This window comes from Tenacibaculum maritimum NCIMB 2154 (genome assembly GCF_900119795.1).
Lineage (GTDB): Bacteria > Bacteroidota > Bacteroidia > Flavobacteriales > Flavobacteriaceae > Polaribacter > Polaribacter maritimus.
Genome location: NZ_LT634361.1, coordinates 2,891,263 through 2,912,635 on the forward strand (window position 1 = coordinate 2,891,263; position 21,373 = coordinate 2,912,635).

The following is a 21,373-nucleotide window of genomic DNA, read 5'->3' on the forward strand; positions in this document are numbered from 1 at the left end:
GTTTTGTTTTTTGGCACGGTTTTTTCTAAATACATAATACAAATGAAGAAAAACATTTTATCAATCGTTCTTTTATTTATTGTTGTAGTAGCTTCTGCTCAAAAATCTCAGCGTATTGCATATATTGACATGGAATATATATTGCAAAATGTTCCTGAATACGTTGAAGCCCAAAATTCATTGAATGCTAAAGTAGAAAAGTGGAAAACAAAACTAAATAAAGAAGCCAGGCATATTGAAGTGTTAAAAACTGACCTAGCTAATGAAAAAGCAATCTTAACAAAAGACTTAATAGAAGAAAGAGAAGAAGATATTGCTATAAAGCAAGAATCTTTACGTAGATTAGAATCGTTATATTTTGGCCCTCAGGGAGATATGTATATATTGAGAAGAAAATTAGTTCAACCCGTACAAGACCAAGTATATAACGCTATTCAGAATATAGCAACTAAAAAAAAATATGATTTTGTTTTTGACAAATCTAGTGACTTAGTTATGCTATATTCAAACAAAAAATACGATATTAGCGAACTTATTATCAAATTGATAAATATAGACCAGAAAAAGCAAGCTAAAAAAGATAAAATTGAAGCTAAAAGAAAGTTATTAAGTAACAACGATATATCTGAAGAGCAAAAGGCTAAAAAAGAAAAGAAGGAAGCTAAAAGAAAGCAAAGGATAAAAGAAAAAGAAGAGAGGATAAAACGTATAGAAGAAAAAAGAAAAGCTCTTTTAAAAGCTAGAGAAGATAAAAGAAAACTTCTTAAGGAAAAAAGAGAAGCTTTAAAAAAAGCCCAAGAAGAAGCTAAGAATAAGAAAAACACAAAATAAGAAAAAAGAACAGTAAAATTAATTAAAACAAAAAAAATGAAACATTTTAAAACTTTATTATTAATTGCAATTTTTACGATTGGTATTGGAGGAGTGGCGAATGCGCAAAAAACTGCACATATTAATACTGATAAACTGTTAGCTGAAATGCCAGCGACTAAAACTATGAAAGCTGATTTAGAAAAGCTAAATAAAACATATCAAGATGAAATAGAAGGTATGTTCAAAAAGTTAGAAGCTAAAGTAAAAAAATACGAAGCTGAAGGAAAAGGCCAAACTCAAGAAGTAAACCAAAAAAGAGCTGCTGAGGTACAACAAGATAGAATGAAAATTGAGCAAGCAAGACAAGCTGCTACTCAAGAAATGCAAAAAAAGTACCAAGAAAAAACAATTCCAATTTTACAAAAAGCAGAACAAGCAATAAAAGATGTAGCTGCTGCTAAAGGAATTATATATGTATTTGACGCTTCTCCAGGAAAAGGACTTATAGTATATGATAAAGGAGTAGATATCTACAACGATGTAAAAACCAAATTAGGTTTTTAATATATTGTAAATTAAAAAATAGGAATCCTGCTTTGTCATAACGAAGCAGGATTTTATTTTTGCAGCTACTTTAAATTATGCAATTACCCAATAAAACAAATCCTATAGGGATATTTGATTCAGGAATTGGAGGAACTTCCATATGGAAAGAAATACACCTCCTTTTACCTCATGAAAATACAATCTACCTTTCTGACAGTAAGAATGCTCCTTACGGCCAAAAAACAAAAGAAGAAATTATTAGATTATCTATAAAAAACACGGAATTTTTATTAGCGCATAAATGTAAGGTTATTGTTGTTGCTTGTAATACCGCAACAACCAATGCTATAGATTACCTAAGAACTAATTATAAAGTTCCTTTTATAGGCATAGAACCCGCTATAAAACCTGCTTCTCTTCAAACAAATACAAACACTATTGGTATTTTAGCAACTAAAGGTACCTTAAATAGTAAGCTTTTTGCAAAAACCTCTTCTTCTATCAATAACAATATTACCATTATTGAACAGGTTGGAGAAGGTCTAGTGGAACTTATCGAAAAAGGAAAAATAAACTCTAAAGAAATGGTTTCTTTATTAAATAAGTACATTGTGCCAATGCTTAATGCAAATATAGATTGCTTAGTTTTAGGCTGTACTCATTACCCATACTTAATTCCACAGATTAAAAAGGTAGTTGATGGTAAAAGCATTCACATCATTGATTCAGGAAGGGCGGTAGCTTCTCAGGTAAAGAATATTTTAGAAATAAATCAATTACTTAGTAATAATACCTCCTCTCCTATGCTATCCTTTTTTACCAATAAAGACAAAGACGTATTGTCTTATTTTATCAAACAATACTCAAATACGATCATAAAAGAAGTCTATTTCTAAAAACTTCCATTGATATTTGGACAAGCAGTTGTTCTTCTCTTTGCACAAAACAAATTAAATCCTAATGTCACTTGATGAAAGCCTTCATTAGCTAATACTATATCTCCCAACTGTTTCGTATATGTATATGACATCATAAACCTGTTGATATTAACTCCTAGTATAGGAGAAAGGTACTTCGTATCTCCTAATGGACCTCCTTCTAAATGCGTACGATAAGACAATGCTAGCCAAAGTTGAGTATTATCAATTGTCTTATAAGCTTTCATATTAAAATCTATTATATTTTCTGAGGTTTGCTCTTTAAATTGAAACATAATAGACGGTTCAAACTGAATTTTTTCTTGATTCCCAAAAAAATAGCCAGCTCCCAAAATATAATTTCTCAAATTTAATGGGGCTATTTGCGAATTATCTTTGGCTGATAATAGTAAGTTTTTTATGGTCAAATAAGAAGAGAAGCCGTTATTATGGTAAGCCATACCAAAATCAGCATTAAAATAATAATCACTATTTATCACTTGACTCACGGTTGGATCTCCCACAAAAGCAATTTGATTGACTTCATTTTGTACGAAAGATAGAGACAATCCAAAAGACAACTGGTTAAACATATTTTCGTTTCCCATATCTAAATGATACGCATAAGTTCCTTGAACCCCTTTTTGAGAATGATATCCATTTCTATCATTAAACAAAATAGCTCCAAAGGCAGCTTTTGAATACTCATCGAATTTTCTATGAAAACTCACCGTTTGCAAAGCTGGAGCATTTGCTACTCCTAACCACTGCTTACCAGCCGTCAATCTTATTTTCCCACATGATCCTATACCTGCGGCCGCAGGATGTAATAAATACACATTATCAGACAGATAATCAGTATAGATGGGCAATGTTTCTTGGGCTATTAGTTGATTAGACAGTAAAGACACAAACAATACTGCCAAATATTGGATTTTTTTCTTCATTTATAAACTTATAATCGCCAAATATACAATTTAAGAGCAATTTTACTCATTTTACAATAAGTAAAGTTTAAAAAATTAAGCTTTCAACCTTACCCTAGAAACTATAAATAAATTGGAACAAAAAAGTTAAAAAAATAACCTAACAACTTATTAAAGAACTCTAATATGGGGGTTCTGAATAAGTTGTTAGGTTACTTGCTAGTAGTTTTAGTCCTATACTTTACTTTCTACTAAAAATATAGTAGCCACAGTAGTAGTGGTAGTAAATTTATGAGGATTTTTTTTTCGGAAAAATATTTAATATGCTATCATACTTAGGTTCAAATAAGAAATCATATACTTTATGCGTTATTTTCTTATCCTTTTTGGTTATTTCATCCTCCACAACTTCCTCCTCAGGTTCCATAACTCCAAATATTCTTTTGTATTCGTTTTGAGCAAATGTCAAAATAGACATCATTTTCTCATCTATATCATTTTCCGATAATTCTACTGGCTTATATTGCATTATTTAATTCCGCTTTATATTTATTCAATAATGTTCTAGTGATAGCTATGTTTGCTTTACTAGAGTCAACTGCTAAGTAAATGAAATACCCCCCCTTCGGAGCTATACTAATAATATGAATTTGCGAAGATAGAGTAATGGTTATATCTTTAATTTCTTCATCTAGCCCTAATGCTCTAATTGCATTTAATTTTGACTTTACAACTTCCAAGTTATAAGCAGACGCTATCACAGGATCAAAATCTGCCACCGCAGAATCTGCAACTAATGCTTCCCCTGAATCTAATTCTGTTACACTTAAAGCAACATAGCCAGGCACATTTTTACTCACGTTTGACACTAAGTCGTTTAAAATTTCTGTCATTGTAATAAGGATATATATTTAATTATTATTATTTGCTACTTTACTTCTTTGAGATACTTCTTCAAAGACAAATTAATCAAGCTAGTATTAACACCTTTATCTGATATGACGCATAATACATGCTCTGCGTCACATTTCTTAATAAAGAAATGGTGTATCTTGGTTTTTATAATAATTTCATCAAGAGGGTCTATCATTAAAACCTCTGTAAAAAAACTATCTAGCATGTTAATTACAACTTTAGTTACTGCGGAAAATTCATTAGTATAATCTCCGTCTGTACCACTATACGATTCCACTATTAGTCCTTCTTTATTTATCAATAAAAGTGCCCTAGACTTTGTGTTTACGTACAATTCTTCTAAATTCATTAAAGGTGTCTTTTTTATTTAAAATTGTTAATATAGTATATAATATTGTTAGCAATATATTTGTTTAGTTTGCAAAGGGAACGTAAACTTAACGCAAAATTAACATTTTTTAATCAATAAGATTTAAATCTATCATAGTTTTTTATGATAAAAACAAATTTAGAATCTTTACAAATAAAAAACACCAAAGACCTCCAACAGGCTAAAAAACAATACATTACACGAATGAAATCCGAAAAAAAATATAAAGTACTATCAAGCGCACTTTACAAATAATCTTTAAAAAAATCTTTTTTTAATTAAAAACGTCATTACAAAAAATACACCTTCTGCATTTAAGTCTAAATCTGGTATTTTTTATACAAACTTCATAGCCAAGCAACCCCGAGTTTATAACTAAAGTTTAGTTACAATCTATCTAGAAAAATCTTCTTTTTAAGAAAACGAATTTACTACTGCCAAAAGTACTAAAAACAACTCATAAATACTTGTACAAATTTCGTTTATTTCAATTTTACAACTAAATATTTTGCCACTTTGATTTTTTATCATAATATTGTTTTATGTATTACATAATACAAACATACATTAACTATTCAAATTAAACACAATTAGAATGAAGAAAAAGAGCTTACATATTATGTATATGGTCTTTATTTTGTTATTCACCATCCCTTCATCAAGTTTTGGGCAAGAAAAAACAATCACAGGAACCATTATCTCATCTGATGATAAATTCCCCTTACCCGGAGCAAGTGTAATGATTAAAGGTACTGTTAGGGGGACAGAAACTGATTTTGATGGTAATTATGCTATTAAAGCGAATAAAGGAGATATTATTTCTTTTAGTTTTATTGGGTACGCAACTCAAGAAGTTACTGTAGATACTCAAAACACAATAAACATAAGCTTAGCCCCAGATAGCCAAAATCTTGACGAGGTAGTTGTTATAGGCTACGGTAAAAGTTCAAAAAAGCTATTATCAAGCTCCATTGGATCTGTTTCTGCTAAAGAACTAAACAATCAATCCGTAACCGATGTAGGAAGTGCTTTACAAGGAAAAACAGCAGGTGTAACTATACAAACTGCAAACGGACAACCTGGTGCGGCTCCCAATATTGTTATACGAGGAGGTTCTTCTATCAATAAAGGAAGTTCTCCTTTGTTTATTATTGACGGGATTCAAAGATCTGCAGAAGATTTTAATCCTGACGATGTAGAAACCATGCAAGTCCTAAAAGACGCTGCCGCTGCCGCTATATACGGAGCAAGAGCCTCTAATGGCGTTGTACTTATTACTACGAAATCTGGAAAAAAAGGAAAAGTTAGTATCCAAATAAATCAAAGATCTTCTTTTAGCTCTTTAAACAAAAAGCTAGACTATTTGAATGGAGCTGATTTCTTAAGGCTACAAAGACCTGGCTTGCTATTATCTTTTTTAGATGAAAATTCTGCCTTTGGTAGTGGAGCTCAACCAACAGGTACAGGTAACTCCATTACCTCAAATAGCTCTACCCGTTTTTTAGAAGCCGGTGAATCAATTCCTAATGGATATCAATCTATACAAGATCCTATTTCAAATAGGTCCTTAATTTTCACTTCTACAAACTGGGAAGACGAGCTATTCAGATCAGCTAGCTTTAGAAATACGTATATCTCTATTGATGGCGCTAATGATAAAGTTGGATATTATATTAGTATTGCTAATGCTAATCAAGAAGGAGTTGCTATAGGAACAGATTACGAAAGAACTTCTTTGCAGTCTAATCTTAATTTTGATGTAAGTGAAAAACTACATATAAATACTACCTTTAATTATATTACCAGTAAGCAACATCAACCTGAAGAATCTGCTAGATTCTTCGGACGTACATTGAGGTTAGCTCCTACCGTTCGCAAATTTTTTGATAATGGAACTATTGCTCCTGGCACTAGTGAGAAATCCCAAACTCCTTTACATTTTGTAATGAATAATTTTGGAGAAACCAAAAGAGAAAAATTAAATATTGGAGCTACTTTAAAATATACTATTTTAAAAGGTTTAATACTTACTGCTAATGCTAGCTATGTTAAAAACCAAGCAGCAACGGAAAACTTTATTAGATCAAATGTTTTTAATGCTGCTAGACCTGCTAAATATTCTTCTTTAGAAACATTAAGAAAACAACTTGAAGCTACACTGGGCTATACCAAATCTTTTGAAGGACATAATATGAGTGTATTACTAGGAGCTTCAAGTATCGACGATGAGAATTTTCTTACAGCCATCTCTGGCACTGGATCTGGAACAGACAATATTAGCACAATCAATGCTTCTTCTACAATTCTTGACGCTAGAACTCTTAGAGCGTCCTCTTTATTGGTTGGTTATTTTGGAAGATTAAGCTATGATTATGATAGAAAATATATTCTTGCCGCTACTTTGAGAAGGGATGCTTCCTCTATTTTTGGGAAAAACAATAGAACAGGGTATTTTCCTAGCGTATCTGGCGCATGGAGAATAGGAGAAGAGGATTTCTTAAAAGACAATAATGTCATTTCTAGCCTAAAATTAAAAGCTAGCTGGGGGCAAACAGGTAACAATGAAGTAGGAAGCTCTGATGACTTAAATCGATTTTATTTATCACAAGGAATCATAGATCCATCTTTACAATATAACGGGCAATCAGCAGCTGTTCCTACTCAAATTCCTAATGTTGATTTAGGTTGGGAAACTACCACACAAACAGATATTGGTTTTGATTTAAATTTGTATGAGTCTCGATTAAACTTTTCTTTTGATTATTACAGAAAGGTTACTACCGACTTACTTTTTACAACGCCACTACCCAATACTTCTGGTTTTGAAAGCGTTGAAACAAATATCGGAGATGTAGCTTTTAAAGGATTAGAGTTTAGTTTGACTTCAACAAACTTTAATACAGATAATTTCTCATGGACCACCAATATAAATGCTACTTTTTCAAGCAATGAAGTATTAAAATTACCTGAAAATAATAACGCTAAAAACAGGATACAAGGATTAACTTATCAGAATCAAGGAGCAAATACCTCTGGAAACTTACAAGGAATAGGGGGTATTGCAGAAGGGGAATCTCTTGGTAATATTATTGGTTGGAAATTTGTAAAAGTATATCGTACCGATGCAGAAGCTGCCGCAGATGGAATTGACGATTTAGTTGCTGCTGATAGAACTAGTAATAATGGTATCAATTACCAAAAGAGAGTTGGTGGAGATGTGAAATGGCTTGACGCAAATAACGACGGTCAAATTGATTTTGATGATCAGGTTGTATTAGGAAATGCTATTCCAGATGTAACGGGAGGTATTTCAAATAATTTTAAATATAAAGGGTTTGAACTTGATGTTTTCCTAGATTTTGCCTTGGGGCATGAAATTTTCAACTATAATAGAGTTCGATTGAATGGGCAATCTCAAGGAGGAATCAACGGAACTTCTGACTTATTTAATTCATGGAAAAATCAAGGAGATATTACCGATACACCTCGATTCGTTTTCTTTGATTTTGGGAATGCGAGAAATATACACAGACCTAATGATGCTGGTGACGGAGGAGGAAGCGGCGTTATTAGAAGAATTGGAAATTCGTTTCATGGCGCTAATAGTCAATATGTTGAAGATGCTAGCTATTTAAGCATACGTTCTATTAAACTTTCTTACACTTTAAAAGAGTTCGAATTTTTAAAGAAACTTAATATCGATTCTTTCCAATTATATGCTTCTGGAAGAAATCTCCATTACTTCACTAAATATAGAGGATACAATCCTGAAGCAACTCCAAATGGAGTTGACGCTGGTAAATACCCTACTTTCAAAACCTTTTCAATTGGAGCAAATATTAAATTTTAACATAGAAAAATTATGAAATTTATATTCAAAAATATAATTCCCTTCGCAATCGTTATAGCATTAACAACCTCTTGCGAATCAGATTTAGATATCGTTCCTGAAAGTACTACTTCTTTCTCGAATTTCTATACAACTTCTGATGATGCTAAAGCAGCTTTAAATGGTGCTTATGTAAATTTTAGAAATGTATCGAATACTTTTTATCTTTATGGAGACATGAGATCCGACCTCATCGTTCAAGGAAACCTTGGTGCTGGTAGCGACATAAATAGAAATACAATTACTCAAAATACTCTTGGTACGGATTGGGGCTTATTTTACAAAGTAATTAATAGCACCAACTTACTATTAAACAATATAGATCCAATTAGATTTACCAACCAAGCAGAAAAAAATAAGATCAAAGCTGAAGCCTTAGCGTTAAGAGCTATGACTTACTTTTATATGGTTAGAATTTGGGGAGATGTACCTTTAATAACTAAAGGAATTTCTAGCGCTACACAACCCGAAATATTCCCTGAAGGAAGAACTACTAGCGATGTTGTTTATACTCAAATAATAAATGATATCAACCTTGCTAAAAGCTTATTTCCTTCTGAAACTATTACCTCTAAATATACGATTTCTAAACCTGCACTGAATGTGTTGGAAGCTGAAGTTTTTTTATGGAAATTTAAAGTTAGAGATGCTAAAGCTACTGATTTAACAACTGCTCTAACAGCTATTAACAATGCTATTAATAATAGCGGGGCTTCTTTAAACTCTTCTTACGCAGAGGTATTTAGATCAACTGAAGCTACTAGTGAAGATATTTTCTCTATTTATTACAATCAAGTAGAACAAGCCAACTCTCCTTTTTGGGTGGCCGACTTTCTTATAAGTGGTGAATTCTTCAATCTTTTAACACCAGAGTCTCAAAAAAACACTCCCCTACTATCAAACCCTCAAGGAAAAACAGTTGCACAGTTTTTTACTACATCTAAGAAGTTTAGGTCTTATTTTGAAGCTAATGATACAAGAGAGTCTCTTTATTTTTTAGACATCACCTTCTCTGATAATACATCCTCTCATGTATTTAATAAGTTTATAGGACTAGAAACTGGACCAGAAACTAGGGTTTTTACAGATGATGTTAAAATTTACAGATTTGCAGAATTGATCCTTTTAAAAGCTGAAATTTTAAATGCTCAAGGAAACACTCCTGACGCCATCACAGAACTAAACAAAATAAAAGCAAGAGCAGGAATAGCATCGTATAATGGGGCAATGAATACCACTGGCGTAGATACTGCTATCTTAAGAGAGAGAGCTTTAGAACTAGGTTTTGAAGGAAAGAGATGGTTCGATTTAATCCGATTTGGAAAAGTTCCTAATTTCGTCGATAACATGGTAGGCATAAATTCTGAAAAATATTTATGGCCAATATCTGCCAATACAATATCATTAAACTCAAATTTAAAACAAACCCCTGGTTATTAATTTCATAAAGGAGCTGGTCGTGTTTTTTAAAATGCGACCTACTTCTTTTTAATCAAAATTCAAAAAATAAATGACAGTTAAAAATTTAATTGCAGCTACTTATTCCCCAATGAGTAATAATGGATGTTTAAATACTTCTATCATAAAAGATTATAGTCAGTTTCTAATAAGAAATAAAGTAGCAGGTGTTTTTATGAATGGTTCTACTGGTGATTTTACATCTTTATCGATAAGCGAACGTAAAGAAATTACCTCTTCTTGGGCCAAACAAAAATCTTCTGATCTTTATCTAATAGATCATGTAGGTGATCCTAGTTTGAAAGTTGCAAAAGAATTGGCCACTCATGCTGCTGATAAAGTGGATGCCATTGCTGCGTTAGCCCCTTTTTATTTTAAATTAAATAGTATTGAGAAGCTAATAACTTATTGTAAAGAAATTGCTGCCTGCGCTCCTGATCTACCTTTTTATTATTATCATATTCCTATTTTGTCTGGAGCAAATTTAAACATGGAAGCTTTTCTAGAAAAAGCTCAATATGAAATTCCCACATTAGCTGGAATCAAATTTACAAATAACAATCTTATTGATTATAAACATAGTAAAAATGTAGCTAATGGAAAATTCAATATCCTTTTCGGTTATGACGAAATTTTTATAAATAGCTTAGCTATAGGAGCTACTGGGTGGGTAGGAAGTACATATAATCATCTTGCTCCTTTATACTACAAAATCAAAGAATTATTTGAGAAAGGGCTTATAGTTGAAGCTTCCGATCTCCAAACAAAAGCTATTCGATTTGTTGAAATACTAGATCGTAAAGGTGGATTTAATGGAGTGGGAAAAGGTTTTATGAAAACACTAGGTATAGATTGTGGTCCTAGCAGATTTCCTCATACAACTCTAACCGATGAAGATTATATTACTATTAAAAAAGAATTAGACAATATAGGTTTGTTAGATACTATGTTCAGCAAATAAAGGTTTTTGTTTTAGTTATGGTTAGAAGCCAACTTAGCTTACTTATTAGATAGCTTTGTTGGCTTTTTTAAAAACCTTTATATAGAAGCAAAATGAGGTTCTAAATGCTGACGCATTGCTTTTCTAAACTCCTCTGCCGTTCCTGTTGTCAATATATTTAATAAATCTCTATGAGTCACAAACTCACCTGAAGAGTACTCATAAGTCCTTGCCTTAGGTAATTTAGTATCATGTACATATTGAAACACAGGTAATAACAGTTCTTGAAAACGTTGAAGTGTTGAATTTTTAGACATTTGGTATAGCTTTCCGTGAAAAGCAACTTCATTTTCTAAGCTAAAAACAGTTGTATTTCGCTCTTCTTTTTCTTCTTTTTCTACAATCTTGTTAAGCTCCTTTATATCTTCTGCTGTTTTTCTAGCAAATAGGATATCCGCCATACCCATTTCTAAGGTCAATCTCAATTCAAAAATTTCCTTTAATGCTTTATCTCCAAGTAAGTTATACTCTATCGCTTTTTCAAAATTCTGAATGATATCTGGTTGCGTAAGTACCATTCCCTTATGTTTCTTAGACTCTATCACACCTATAGTTCTTAATCTTAAGAGCGCTTCCCTTATAACAGTTCTGCTCACCCCCATTGCTTCTGCAAATTCCAACTCCTTGGGTATAGAGTCTCCTATTGTTAACTTATTCTCTTTGAAATATTCTTTCAATCGAATTTCCACCTTATCAACTAACGATAAAGTTTCGAGTGGGGCTATCTTCGTTAATTTTTTCATTATCCTATATAATTTCTTGAAAAATACGGCACAAATATATAAAATTATATATTTGTATTATGTATAACATAGTTGTTTATACATGACCTCTATAAGCAATATTAATATAACAAATAAATATGGAACTATCAAATCTATATAAAAACACATTACTTAATGATATCCTCCCTTTTTGGGAGAAATGCTCTCTAGATAAGAAAAATGGAGGATATTTTACCTGTATAAATACCGAAGGAAAAGTATATGATACAGACAAATTTATTTGGTTACAAGGTAGGCAAGCTTGGATGTTTTCAATGCTATATAATAATGTTTCTCCTAATAAAAAATGGTTATCTATAGCTAAATCAGGTATCGATTTTTTAAAAAAACATGGAATGAATAAGCATGGGGATTTCTATTTTTCTACTACGGCAGATGGAACCCCCTTGGTAGAGGCTTATAATATATTTTCTGATTGCTTTGCTGCCATGGCTTTTAGCCAATACGCTATTGCTTCTGGTGACGAAGAAATAAAATCATTAGCTATTAATACTTATTTCAATATATTAAAACGCAAAGATGCTCCTAAAGGGTATTATGAAAAAAATACAGGTGCAAGAGCTTTGAAAGGGTTTTCACTTCCTATGATACTCTCTAACTTAGTGTTAGAGCTAGAAGATATATTAGACCCTCAAGAAGTTGAAAAAACAATAAACTACAGTGTTCATCAAGTTATGAATATTTTCTTAGATAAAAATACTGGATTAATTTATGAAAATGTTCTTCCAGATGGAAGCCATCACGATAGTTTTAACGGCCGCTTGTTAAATCCTGGTCATGGAATTGAAGCAATGTGGTTTATGATTGACATTGCAGTAAGAAAAAATGACAAAGCATTAATTCAACAAGCTACTCAAACAATTCTAAATATCTTACAGCATAGCTGGGATAACAAATACGGAGGAATCTTTTATTTCATGGATGCCAAAGGTCATCCTCTTCAGCAGTTAGAGTGGGATCAAAAATTGTGGTGGGTTCATCTTGAAACTTTAGTTGCTTTATCAAAGGCTTATGAACATACTCAACGTAATGATATTTGGGAATGGTATCAAAAAGTACACGCATATACTTGGTCACACTTTTCGGATCCTAAAAATGGAGAATGGTTCGGGTATCTTAACAGGCGTGGAGAAGTCTTATTAAATTTAAAAGGAGGGAAATGGAAAGGATGTTTCCATGTACCTCGAGCAATGTATCAATGTTGGAAATCTTTTGAAAAAATAGAAGCAAATAACTATGGTAAATCTCCCCTATAAAATCGTATGCTTTGGTGATTCTACCACTGATGCTTCCTTTACTTCTAAAGATTACCCAAAAGAATATGCTTCTTTAAAACCGTACACTTCATGGTTGGATGAAAAGCTCCCTAAAATTTTAAATAGAGACATCATTATAATCAATTCAGGTGTTTCAGGAGATACTACGAACGATGCCAAAATAAGATTCGAAAAAGATGTACTACATCATAATCCAGATCTCGTAATTATACAATTTGGAGCAAATGATCAATCAATCAGGCAAGATCTTGATTTAAAAAAACCTGCTGTAGAACCTGATCACTATGCGTATAACTTATTATATTTTATTTATAATATTAAAAAGATAAATGCTCGTATTATTTTAATGACTCCTGGAGTACTACTTTGGAATGAAAGTTTTAAAAAAATGTACTTTAAAACGCCCTATATTACCAATGAAAGATATGGGCTTACTAGTAACTTACAAAATTATATCCAGTTGATTAGAAAAATATGCGTTAGCCAAAAAATACCTCTAATTGATATTTTTGAAAAAGAAATAGCATATGATAACGAACCAAATAACAACCTTTTTAATCTGCTTCCCGACGGATTGCATCCTAATAACAAAGGTCATTTCTTTATTGCTAATGAAATTTTATTTTTTTTAAAAACTTTTAAGTTACACTAATTCTTATCATGCCTTAATTAAAAATTTATTAAAATGAAACCAAGACCATACGTACTAACTGAAACTAATTACAAAACAATTAAAGAAATAAAACATACTGTAGCCATACTACCATGGGGAGCAACAGAGCCTCATAATTATCATTTACCTTATGGAACAGATAATATTCAAGCAGAAAGAGTAAGTATTGAAGCTGCTAAAATCGCTTCCGAGAATAATGCTAAGGTAATGGTGCTTCCAACCATTCCTTTTGGGGTAAATACTGGGCAATTAGACCTTCCTCTTTGTATGAATATGAATCCTAGTACTCAACATGCTATTTTAAAAGATATCGTACATGTTCTCAATCTGCAAAAAGTTTTAAAATTGGTTATTATTAATGCCCATGGAGGAAATAATTTTAAACAAATTATACGCGAATTATCTGTTGAATTTCCTAGCGTATTTATTTGTTCTTTAAATTGGTGGCAAATAACAAATACCGAAAAATACTTTGACGAACCAGGAGATCATGCTGGAGAATTAGAAACTGCAACCATGATGTATTTGACTCCTGATCTTGTACTCCCTCTGAAGGAAGCTGGAAATGGAAATGCTAAGAGTTTTAAATTAAAAGGTTTGAAAGAAGGTTGGGTTTCTTCGCAAAGACAATGGACTGCTGTTTCCAAAGATACAGGGGTTGGAAATCCTAAAAAAGCAACTAAAGAAAAAGGACAGCTTTTTTTTAAATTTGTTACTAAAAAAATAGCCTCTTTTCTAGAAGAGTTGCACCACGCCGATTTAAATGACATGTATGAATAGTTAATAGTTTGTTAAAGAGCAAAATTCTAAACTTACTAAAAACCCGATCTTTATCTTATTCTAAATTAAAAAACAACCCTCATATTATTGATTTTAAGCAAAGTAAAACTTATTTATGTCATACATAATACTTACATTTGTTATATTAATTAATAAATACCTTCAAAATGAAACACAGGATACCCTTATTCTTTCTCATTCTATTTCTCAGTATCTCTTCTATAAATGCGCAATCTGGTAAGTTTCTTCAACTAGATGGCGTTAATGATTTTATGGAAGTTTTGGATCACTCAGATTTAGATATTGATTCTAGTGAGGATTTTACCGTTACTGCTCGGATAAGATCAAATGCTATTGGCGATTATTATCGCATTCTTAGCAAACGCGACACCAATGGTGTTGGGTATGAAATGTTTGTAAGAAATACAAATGGTACTTTTGCTACCAATTTAGGGAGTACTTCTGGTACTGGTTCTGGACCTGGATATGGTACAACCGTAGTACAAGATGGTTTATGGCATCATGTTGCTTTTGTAGTAAATAGAGCTACAAGTACTTCTAAAATATACGTAGATGGAAATTTACAAGATACTAAAGCTTTAAGCTCAATTGCAACGGCTAATTTTGCAAATGCAACAAATTTTACGGTCGGTAAAAAATCTTCTTGGTTTTATAACGGAAATATTGACGAGGTAAGGGTTTGGTCAAAAGCAATGACAGAGAATGATTTAGTTTCTGACATGACTACTGTTCTTAATGGTTCAGAAAGCGATCTATTAGCTGCGTGGAATTTTGAAAATGTAACGGGCACTTCTGTTCCTGATATTACAGGAAATGGCCATACTGGTACTTTGTATGGAGGTGCTTCCATTATAGAACATAACAATCCTACCATGTTTTTTTCAAGTGCTACATTAAGTAATATAACTACAATACCAGTAGGAAAGGGCAACCAAAACGAAGGTGTTGCGCTAGTTAACATTAGTACCTCTGGAGGTTTAAATCCTTTAAAAACTACGGCCTTAAATATTTCTCTGGCAGGTACAAAACCTTCAAACATCAATACTATTAAAGTGTATTATACTGGTAGTAACAAAACCTTAAGCACTACTACTCTATTCGGTACTGCTAATCCTAGCAACGGAGATATTACAATACATGGATCTCAAGATTTACTCCTTGGAAACAACTATTTCTGGGTTACTTATGATATTAGTAATACTGCTATTGAAGGAGATACTATGGATGCCGCTGTAAACACAGTAACTGTTGGAGGAAATATTGAACCATTAAATACAACTAATGTAAGCGGATCAAGGCTAATTCTATTGGAACACAATCAACTTTGGAAAGATGGAGACAACGGAGCTGCTAGGTATAGAATCCCTGCAATTACTACTGCTTTAGATGGCACTCTTATTGCAGCTATTGATAAGCGTTATGCTTTTGGAGATCTTAATGATAATACCAATATAGATATTGTTATAAAACGTAGTACAGACGGAGGTAAAACGTGGTCGGATGAAATTACTGTAGCTGACTTCGGCGTGGTTAATGGGGTGCATGAAGGTGCCTCTGATCCTGCTATTATCACCGATAGAAATACGGGAGATATTATTATTCTGTACTTAGGCTATAATGGAATATTTGGGTCTAGTCCTAGTAATAGATCTCGCGTTTTTATGAGTAGAAGTAGTGATAACGGACTTACCTGGAGTACTCCTTCTGATATTTCTGATGATGTGTATCCTACTGGATGGTATATGTCATGGGTAGCTTCTGGTAGTTTTAGTCAAACAAGATCTGGTAGGTTAATTGCCGTTGTTACTTCTAGACAAAACTCTTCAAGAACGCTAAGCAATCACTTAATTTATAGTGATGACGGGGGCTACAATTGGTCTATCGAAAAAGCTACTCCTTATTCTAGAGATGGTGATGAATCAAAAGTTGTTGAATTAGCAAACGGTGATTTGCTCATGAACATGAGAAGATCTGGCGGATATCGATATATTTCAAAATCTACTGATGGAGGTACAACGTGGTCTCCTCAAACTCAAGAAACTCAACTGCCCGATCCTCGTAATAATGCCGATTTAATCCGATATACTTCTGTTAATGAAGGTTTCAACAAGAACCGACTTCTTTTTTCTAACGCTAGAACCAACAACAGCCCTCGAAAAAATGTAAACGTATATTTAAGTATTGATGAAGGAGTTACTTGGCCTAGCAATTATCAAAAGCAAATTTACGCTGGAAATGCGGACTATACCACAATGACTATTTTAGAAAATGGGGATATAGGAATGCTTTATGAAACTAGAGAAAACGGAGGTTTCCAAATCGTATATGCTCGATTTAGTTTAGATTGGCTTACCTCTGGAGCAGATTCTTATATGAAAGCAACAGTACCTAACGCCGCTTCTAATTTAACAGCTTCTAACTTTGGTAATTCTGTAAACCTTTCTTGGAAAGATAATGCAACTACTGAATTAGGCTTTGAAATTTATAGATCAACTACTAATGGAACTGGATATACTTTAATAGCTAAAGTACCTGCCGATACAACTACATATACAGATCTTAGTACTTCCTTAAACAGTACTTATTATTATGTGGTTAAGGCTTATAATTCTGGAGGAGTTGCAAATCCAACCAATGAAGTTTCAGTAACTACAAACGAATCGACTCCTATTATACTGAATGCTTTTCCTAAAAAATATCAACTATATCCTAGAGGAGCTAATAATAAAGCTTTGGTTACTATTGCAGGAACTGCTACCAATGCTGTTGATAGTCTAATTACGAAAGTTTACAGGCCTAATGGAATTGTTTCTAGAATTGCCATGGAGGCTCAAACTAACTTTTCATTTACCGTAGAAATTGACGCTATTTTACATGATTATTCCATAGAACTATTTGCTAAATCTACTGCTGGCGTTGAAACACTTGTTAAAAAAAGTACGCACATTACCGCTGGTGACGTATATGTCATAAACGGACAATCAAATGCTTGGGCAATTGACTACGATAATGCTTATAACGATCAAGACCTTCCTGCAAGCGCAAAATGGGTACGAACTATAGGGGCAATGCATGTGTATAATAAACCAGCAATCCAACCAGAAGCTTCCAATACAGATTGGTTTTTAGCTCGTGGAAAAGCTCCTAACCTTCTTAACGGCGAGTATGTTGGTAACGGAATGGTTGGTGTTTTGGGTATTAATATAGGAATCCATCTAGTAAGCTCTGAAAATGTTCCTATTGCTATCATCAACGGAGCTGGAGGAGGCGGTGCGATCTCTTTTTATCAAAAAACTACCAATAATGATCTTGATAAACCTTATGGAAGGTTACAGTATCGTTTAGAAAATTCTGGATTAAAAGATGCGGTAAAAGCTTTTATTTGGGATCAAGGCGAAAATAATGCTGGAGATACTACTGCTGCTTATAAAACAGCTTTAAATCAATTGTATAATTCTTTGAAGTCCGATTATAATTTCAATAAATTCTACTTAATACAAACCCCTCCAGGATGTAATTCTTCAAATGGACACCAAACAATTAGAGAGGCTCAAAGACAATTTGTAGCAGCAACTCCAAATACACGAATACTTACCCGTCATGGTTTTTCTCCTGATCCAAAACAACCTGATGGAAACTACTTTTTAACAGATGGATGTCATTATCATGAACATGCTTATAAGTCTTTAGCGAATTGGATCAGTAAATTAGCAGCGTATGACTTTTACGGCGCCACCGTTAACTATGAAGCTCCTAAATTGGTAAAAGTTTTACGTGAATCTGCCAATAGCTTGGTCATAGAATTTGATAAAAATGTGGAAATTCAACCTGATTTAACTATTAATGGTAACACTTATGCTATTAAAGATTATGCTTTTGCTATCAATAAAACTAGAACCTCTGCTATCTCAGAAATAGAACTTGTTAGTGGAAATCCTAAAAGAGTGCGTTTATCGTTTTCTGGGCGAGATATCTCAAATAGTGATCAATTAACATATATTTTGGATGACAACTACCCTGCTACTTCAATACCTTACAGAGGTCCTTGGATTGTAGATGCTAATACTAAAGTGGGGGCTGTTGGTTTTACCAAAGGAATGACAGAAACAGACCATGTTACCTACTGTACTCCTAATGCAATGGCTTCTTCAAATGCCGTGTTTATTGACTATGTGAAATTTAATACTTCCCCAGCCTTTGATGTTTCTTCGGGTAATGTAGGTTATGAAGATCATACTTCTAAAATCATACAAATGACTCCTGGAGAAAATTATACACTTAATATTGGTGCAGGAAATCCAACCGCTTTGGCCCCAAAACGTTTAGATATATGGATTGACTATAATCAAGATGGTGTATTTCATCCTACTGATGAGTTGTTTTTAGGCTGGGGATCTAATTCCTATACGAATACTGATTTATTATTTTCTAATAAAAAAGTTGCTGAAAATGCGCTTCCTGGAAAAACAAGAATGAGAATAGCGCTTAAAGCTAGCAACTCAGCATCCAATCCTTGTGATAGTTTTACAAATGGCGAAATAGAGGATTATATCGTAGAATTTGCCTCTCTTCCTTACTGTGGAAAACCTACTATAACGCCCTCTTCTCAAGCTTATATAAGTAGGTTGCAAATAAATGAACAAGGAGGTAGTCAAGTTTTTGGGTGGACTTCTGGCAATGAAGGGTATGCAGATAGAACGCAATATACTTGCTCTGTAATCCAAACGTTGGATTACGCACTTACTTTAAATATTGAGGATAATAGTACTGCTTACAGGACTTATGTTGCTGTTTGGGCAGACTTTAATAAAGATGGTGATTTCGATGATGCTGGAGAGCAAATCATTAGAGATGAAAAAACAACTGGAGCTGGGTCTGTAACTTATGAACACCTTACAATTCCTAACACTGCTAGTATAGGAGACACCCGATTACGCGTAATGTTAAAGTCTGAATCTATTGCTACAAACTCGGGCCATCCTTTACCTTGTGATACCATAGCAAATGGTGAAGTGGAGGATATCACTTTAAACATATCAGCAGTTCCTCCTTCAATTACTCCCGAGGTTACAAAAGATCTTTTTGTAAGCTCTGGAACTCCTTTTTCTACAAGTGGTACGCCTCATACATTCAGAATTCCTTCGTTGATTACAAGTAATAAAGGGACTTTATTGGCTTTTGCTGATGAACGTTTGGAAAATTCCGCTGATGTTCCTGCTGATGTAAACATTGTTTTAAGACGAAGTACAGATAACGGAAATACTTGGGGACCTTCTATTACCGCCATTACAAGTCATAGTGGAGATGCTTCTACAGTAGTAGATAAAGCTACAAGAAGAATATACTTGTTCTATATTTACTCACTCCATAAAACCATTTTCCATGCAGATCCTGATACTTCTAGCCCGAATTCTTTTCATACTAGGTATGTATATAGCGATGATGATGGCCTCACTTGGTCTGATTACATTGATATTACCGATGCTGTAAAAAAACCTACAGAGCTAGCTGTTTGGGCAGGCGCTGGTAGAGGGATACAAATGCGTAATGGTACTTTATTAATTCCTATTGTGATTTCAACTACAAGCAGTGCTTCAGGACTAAAAGGGGCTTTTATATACAGTACAGATCATGGAGTTACATGGAAAAGAAGTGCTGGAACTACTGTTGGTAACTTCAATGAAAATACTATCGAAGAATTAAATGATGGTAGGTTAATGATGAACTCTAGAAATAGCCTAGGTTACAACGCTAGAGCAATTAGTTATACTGCTGATTTTGGTGCTACATGGACAGCTCCTGTAGCAGCGCCTACGTTAATAGATCCTTATGTGCAAGGTAACCTCATACGATATACTTCTACCTTGGATGGATATGACAAAAACCGATTGCTTTTTTCTAATCCTGCAAGTACCTCTTCTAGGTCTAACAATACGGTAAGAATTAGCTACGATGAAGGACAAACTTGGGCGTATTCAAAACTATATCAATTTGGCGGAGGCGGTTACTCTTGTTTAACAGTACTTGACAATGGTAAAATAGGCGTTTTATATGAAGTAGCTAGTACAAAAGGGTTGCGTTTTAAACGTTTCTCCTTAGAAGATTTAACGGATAATACAGATACTTTTAAGTCATTATCTTATTGTAAATCTACTACAAACCCGAATCCGAATTCAGGAGGAATTACTCGTTTGCAAATTATAGATCATACTGGTACTGGAAGCACCTTGTTAGATAATGCTTCTGAAGAAGTTGGTTATGATGACCAAACAGCTATTGCAATACCTAGTTTGAATGCAGGTACTACCTACAGAATTAGCTTTACAACCACAAATACTAGCAATGATAGAAAGTTTGTTGCTTTTTGGGCTGATTTTAATGGCGATGGAGATTTTAATGATGAAGGGGAAAATATGGAAAACTGGTCATCGGATACTTATACTTCAAATACTTATCAATTTAGCAACGGACTCGTTATCCCTACTTCGGCAATTGAGGGGCCTACTCGATTTAGAGTTGCTTATAAAACAGAGGAGGCTACTCAAGCTAATTCTGGAGCTCCAACTGCTTGTGGCACCTTTTCTTATGGAGAAATTGAAGATTATACCATTGCTATTAAAAAACCAACAGCAAGTACTAAAAGCTACTCTTTTGATAATTTTAGCTTATACCCTATTCCTTCAAAAGGTACTTTTAATTTAGGATTTAAAACTGAGGGTATCGGTAATATATCCGTTAAATTATTAGACATGAACGGTAGGCTTATTGAAGAGAAACTTTATAAAAATACTTCGTCTTACTTCTCTGAAACACTTTCTTTTAAAGGAGTGGATTCAGGCGTATATATATTGCATATAACAAATAATAATAAGCAATTCGTAAGTAGAATAACTTTCAACTAAAAAACAAAAGCGAACCTCCATGGAGGTTCGCTTTTTTATACTTACAGAGTATCTTATTAAGATCTTCAATAAAAACTTCTTCTTAAAGAAAAAGACCTGCT

General features: G+C 33.2%; 15 protein-coding genes. 10 read left to right on the plus strand and 5 right to left on the minus strand.

What is annotated here, in order from left to right:
- Positions 1 to 42 precede the first annotated feature (42 nt).
- The 3 genes from MARIT_RS12835 to murI all read left to right on the plus strand — a co-directional run bounded on the left by MARIT_RS12835 (position 43) and on the right by murI (position 2,255).
- Positions 43 to 831, plus strand: coding sequence for an OmpH family outer membrane protein (locus tag MARIT_RS12835; protein ID WP_024741562.1), 789 nt, complete (start codon positions 43 to 45; stop codon positions 829 to 831).
- Positions 832 to 867: 36 nt separating this feature from the next.
- On the plus strand, positions 868 to 1,377 hold the full coding sequence (locus MARIT_RS12840; protein ID WP_024741561.1) for an OmpH family outer membrane protein: 510 nt from the start codon (positions 868 to 870) through the stop codon (positions 1,375 to 1,377).
- Between the two features lie 77 nt (positions 1,378 to 1,454).
- Positions 1,455 to 2,255 (plus strand): glutamate racemase, encoded by an 801-nt coding sequence (gene murI / locus MARIT_RS12845; RefSeq protein WP_100211708.1) that lies wholly within the window; start codon positions 1,455 to 1,457, stop codon positions 2,253 to 2,255.
- On the opposite strand, the gene MARIT_RS12850 is transcribed toward murI, so the two are convergent.
- The 4 genes from MARIT_RS12850 to MARIT_RS12865 all read right to left on the minus strand — a co-directional run bounded on the left by MARIT_RS12850 (position 2,252) and on the right by MARIT_RS12865 (position 4,466).
- Positions 2,252 to 3,223, minus strand: coding sequence for a PorP/SprF family type IX secretion system membrane protein (locus tag MARIT_RS12850; protein ID WP_024741559.1), 972 nt, complete (start codon positions 3,221 to 3,223; stop codon positions 2,252 to 2,254). The genes murI and MARIT_RS12850 overlap by 4 nt on opposite strands.
- Before the next feature lie 268 nt (positions 3,224 to 3,491).
- Entirely contained in the window at positions 3,492 to 3,731 is a 240-nt protein-coding gene (locus MARIT_RS12855; RefSeq protein ID WP_100211709.1) for a hypothetical protein, read from the minus strand.
- Positions 3,721 to 4,095, minus strand: coding sequence for a hypothetical protein (locus MARIT_RS12860; RefSeq protein WP_024741557.1), 375 nt, complete (start codon positions 4,093 to 4,095; stop codon positions 3,721 to 3,723). Before MARIT_RS12860 ends, MARIT_RS12855 begins: the two co-directional genes overlap by 11 nt.
- Before the next feature lie 35 nt (positions 4,096 to 4,130).
- A complete protein-coding gene (locus tag MARIT_RS12865) occupies positions 4,131 to 4,466 on the minus strand; it encodes a roadblock/LC7 domain-containing protein (RefSeq protein WP_100211710.1) in 336 nt (111 codons plus the stop codon).
- A gap of 616 nt (positions 4,467 to 5,082) precedes the next feature.
- Here MARIT_RS12865 and MARIT_RS12870 point away from each other — a divergent pair.
- From MARIT_RS12870 to MARIT_RS12880, 3 genes are all read left to right on the plus strand, one after another.
- Positions 5,083 to 8,337 (plus strand): SusC/RagA family TonB-linked outer membrane protein, encoded by a 3,255-nt coding sequence (locus tag MARIT_RS12870; protein WP_100211711.1) that lies wholly within the window; start codon positions 5,083 to 5,085, stop codon positions 8,335 to 8,337.
- Positions 8,338 to 8,349: 12 nt separating this feature from the next.
- Positions 8,350 to 9,816 (plus strand): RagB/SusD family nutrient uptake outer membrane protein, encoded by a 1,467-nt coding sequence (locus tag MARIT_RS12875; protein WP_100211712.1) that lies wholly within the window; start codon positions 8,350 to 8,352, stop codon positions 9,814 to 9,816.
- 70 nt (positions 9,817 to 9,886) lie between these two features.
- Positions 9,887 to 10,795 (plus strand): dihydrodipicolinate synthase family protein, encoded by a 909-nt coding sequence (locus MARIT_RS12880; protein ID WP_024741553.1) that lies wholly within the window; start codon positions 9,887 to 9,889, stop codon positions 10,793 to 10,795.
- A gap of 77 nt (positions 10,796 to 10,872) precedes the next feature.
- On the opposite strand, the gene MARIT_RS12885 is transcribed toward MARIT_RS12880, so the two are convergent.
- The gene (locus MARIT_RS12885; RefSeq protein WP_038025712.1) at positions 10,873 to 11,577 is read right to left on the minus strand and encodes a FadR/GntR family transcriptional regulator; all 705 of its coding nucleotides are present in this window, start codon (positions 11,575 to 11,577) and stop codon (positions 10,873 to 10,875) included.
- 119 nt (positions 11,578 to 11,696) lie between these two features.
- Here MARIT_RS12885 and MARIT_RS12890 point away from each other — a divergent pair, with 119 nt between their 5' ends.
- The 4 genes from MARIT_RS12890 to MARIT_RS12905 all read left to right on the plus strand — a co-directional run bounded on the left by MARIT_RS12890 (position 11,697) and on the right by MARIT_RS12905 (position 21,272).
- Complete coding sequence (locus tag MARIT_RS12890; protein ID WP_100211713.1) at positions 11,697 to 12,875, plus strand: AGE family epimerase/isomerase; 1,179 nt, start codon at positions 11,697 to 11,699, stop codon at positions 12,873 to 12,875.
- On the plus strand, positions 12,856 to 13,548 hold the full coding sequence (locus MARIT_RS12895) for an SGNH/GDSL hydrolase family protein (protein WP_024741551.1): 693 nt from the start codon (positions 12,856 to 12,858) through the stop codon (positions 13,546 to 13,548). Before MARIT_RS12890 ends, MARIT_RS12895 begins: the two co-directional genes overlap by 20 nt.
- A 33-nt stretch (positions 13,549 to 13,581) precedes the next feature.
- On the plus strand, positions 13,582 to 14,349 hold the full coding sequence (locus MARIT_RS12900; RefSeq protein ID WP_100211714.1) for a creatininase family protein: 768 nt from the start codon (positions 13,582 to 13,584) through the stop codon (positions 14,347 to 14,349).
- A gap of 167 nt (positions 14,350 to 14,516) precedes the next feature.
- Positions 14,517 to 21,272, plus strand: a complete 6,756-nt coding sequence (locus MARIT_RS12905; protein ID WP_100211715.1) for an exo-alpha-sialidase — start codon at positions 14,517 to 14,519, stop codon at positions 21,270 to 21,272.
- Positions 21,273 to 21,373: the final 101 nt, after the last annotated feature.

Excerpts from the sequence above, each read along its gene's own strand:
- MARIT_RS12865 (WP_100211710.1), bottom strand. The coding sequence starts at position 4,466 with ATGAATTTAGAAGAATTGTACGTAAACACAAAGTCTAGGGCACTTTTA.
- MARIT_RS12850 (WP_024741559.1), bottom strand. The coding sequence starts at position 3,223 with ATGAAGAAAAAAATCCAATATTTGGCAGTATTGTTTGTGTCTTTACTG.
- MARIT_RS12855 (WP_100211709.1), bottom strand. The coding sequence starts at position 3,731 with ATGCAATATAAGCCAGTAGAATTATCGGAAAATGATATAGATGAGAAA.
- MARIT_RS12835 (WP_024741562.1), top strand. The coding sequence starts at position 43 with ATGAAGAAAAACATTTTATCAATCGTTCTTTTATTTATTGTTGTAGTA.
- MARIT_RS12880 (WP_024741553.1), top strand. The coding sequence starts at position 9,887 with ATGACAGTTAAAAATTTAATTGCAGCTACTTATTCCCCAATGAGTAAT.
- MARIT_RS12860 (WP_024741557.1), bottom strand. The coding sequence starts at position 4,095 with ATGACAGAAATTTTAAACGACTTAGTGTCAAACGTGAGTAAAAATGTG.
- murI (WP_100211708.1), top strand. The coding sequence starts at position 1,455 with ATGCAATTACCCAATAAAACAAATCCTATAGGGATATTTGATTCAGGA.
- MARIT_RS12870 (WP_100211711.1), top strand. The coding sequence starts at position 5,083 with ATGAAGAAAAAGAGCTTACATATTATGTATATGGTCTTTATTTTGTTA.
- MARIT_RS12905 (WP_100211715.1), top strand. The coding sequence starts at position 14,517 with ATGAAACACAGGATACCCTTATTCTTTCTCATTCTATTTCTCAGTATC.
- MARIT_RS12840 (WP_024741561.1), top strand. The coding sequence starts at position 868 with ATGAAACATTTTAAAACTTTATTATTAATTGCAATTTTTACGATTGGT.
- MARIT_RS12875 (WP_100211712.1), top strand. The coding sequence starts at position 8,350 with ATGAAATTTATATTCAAAAATATAATTCCCTTCGCAATCGTTATAGCA.
- MARIT_RS12890 (WP_100211713.1), top strand. The coding sequence starts at position 11,697 with ATGGAACTATCAAATCTATATAAAAACACATTACTTAATGATATCCTC.
- MARIT_RS12895 (WP_024741551.1), top strand. The coding sequence starts at position 12,856 with ATGGTAAATCTCCCCTATAAAATCGTATGCTTTGGTGATTCTACCACT.
- MARIT_RS12900 (WP_100211714.1), top strand. The coding sequence starts at position 13,582 with ATGAAACCAAGACCATACGTACTAACTGAAACTAATTACAAAACAATT.
- MARIT_RS12885 (WP_038025712.1), bottom strand. The coding sequence starts at position 11,577 with ATGAAAAAATTAACGAAGATAGCCCCACTCGAAACTTTATCGTTAGTT.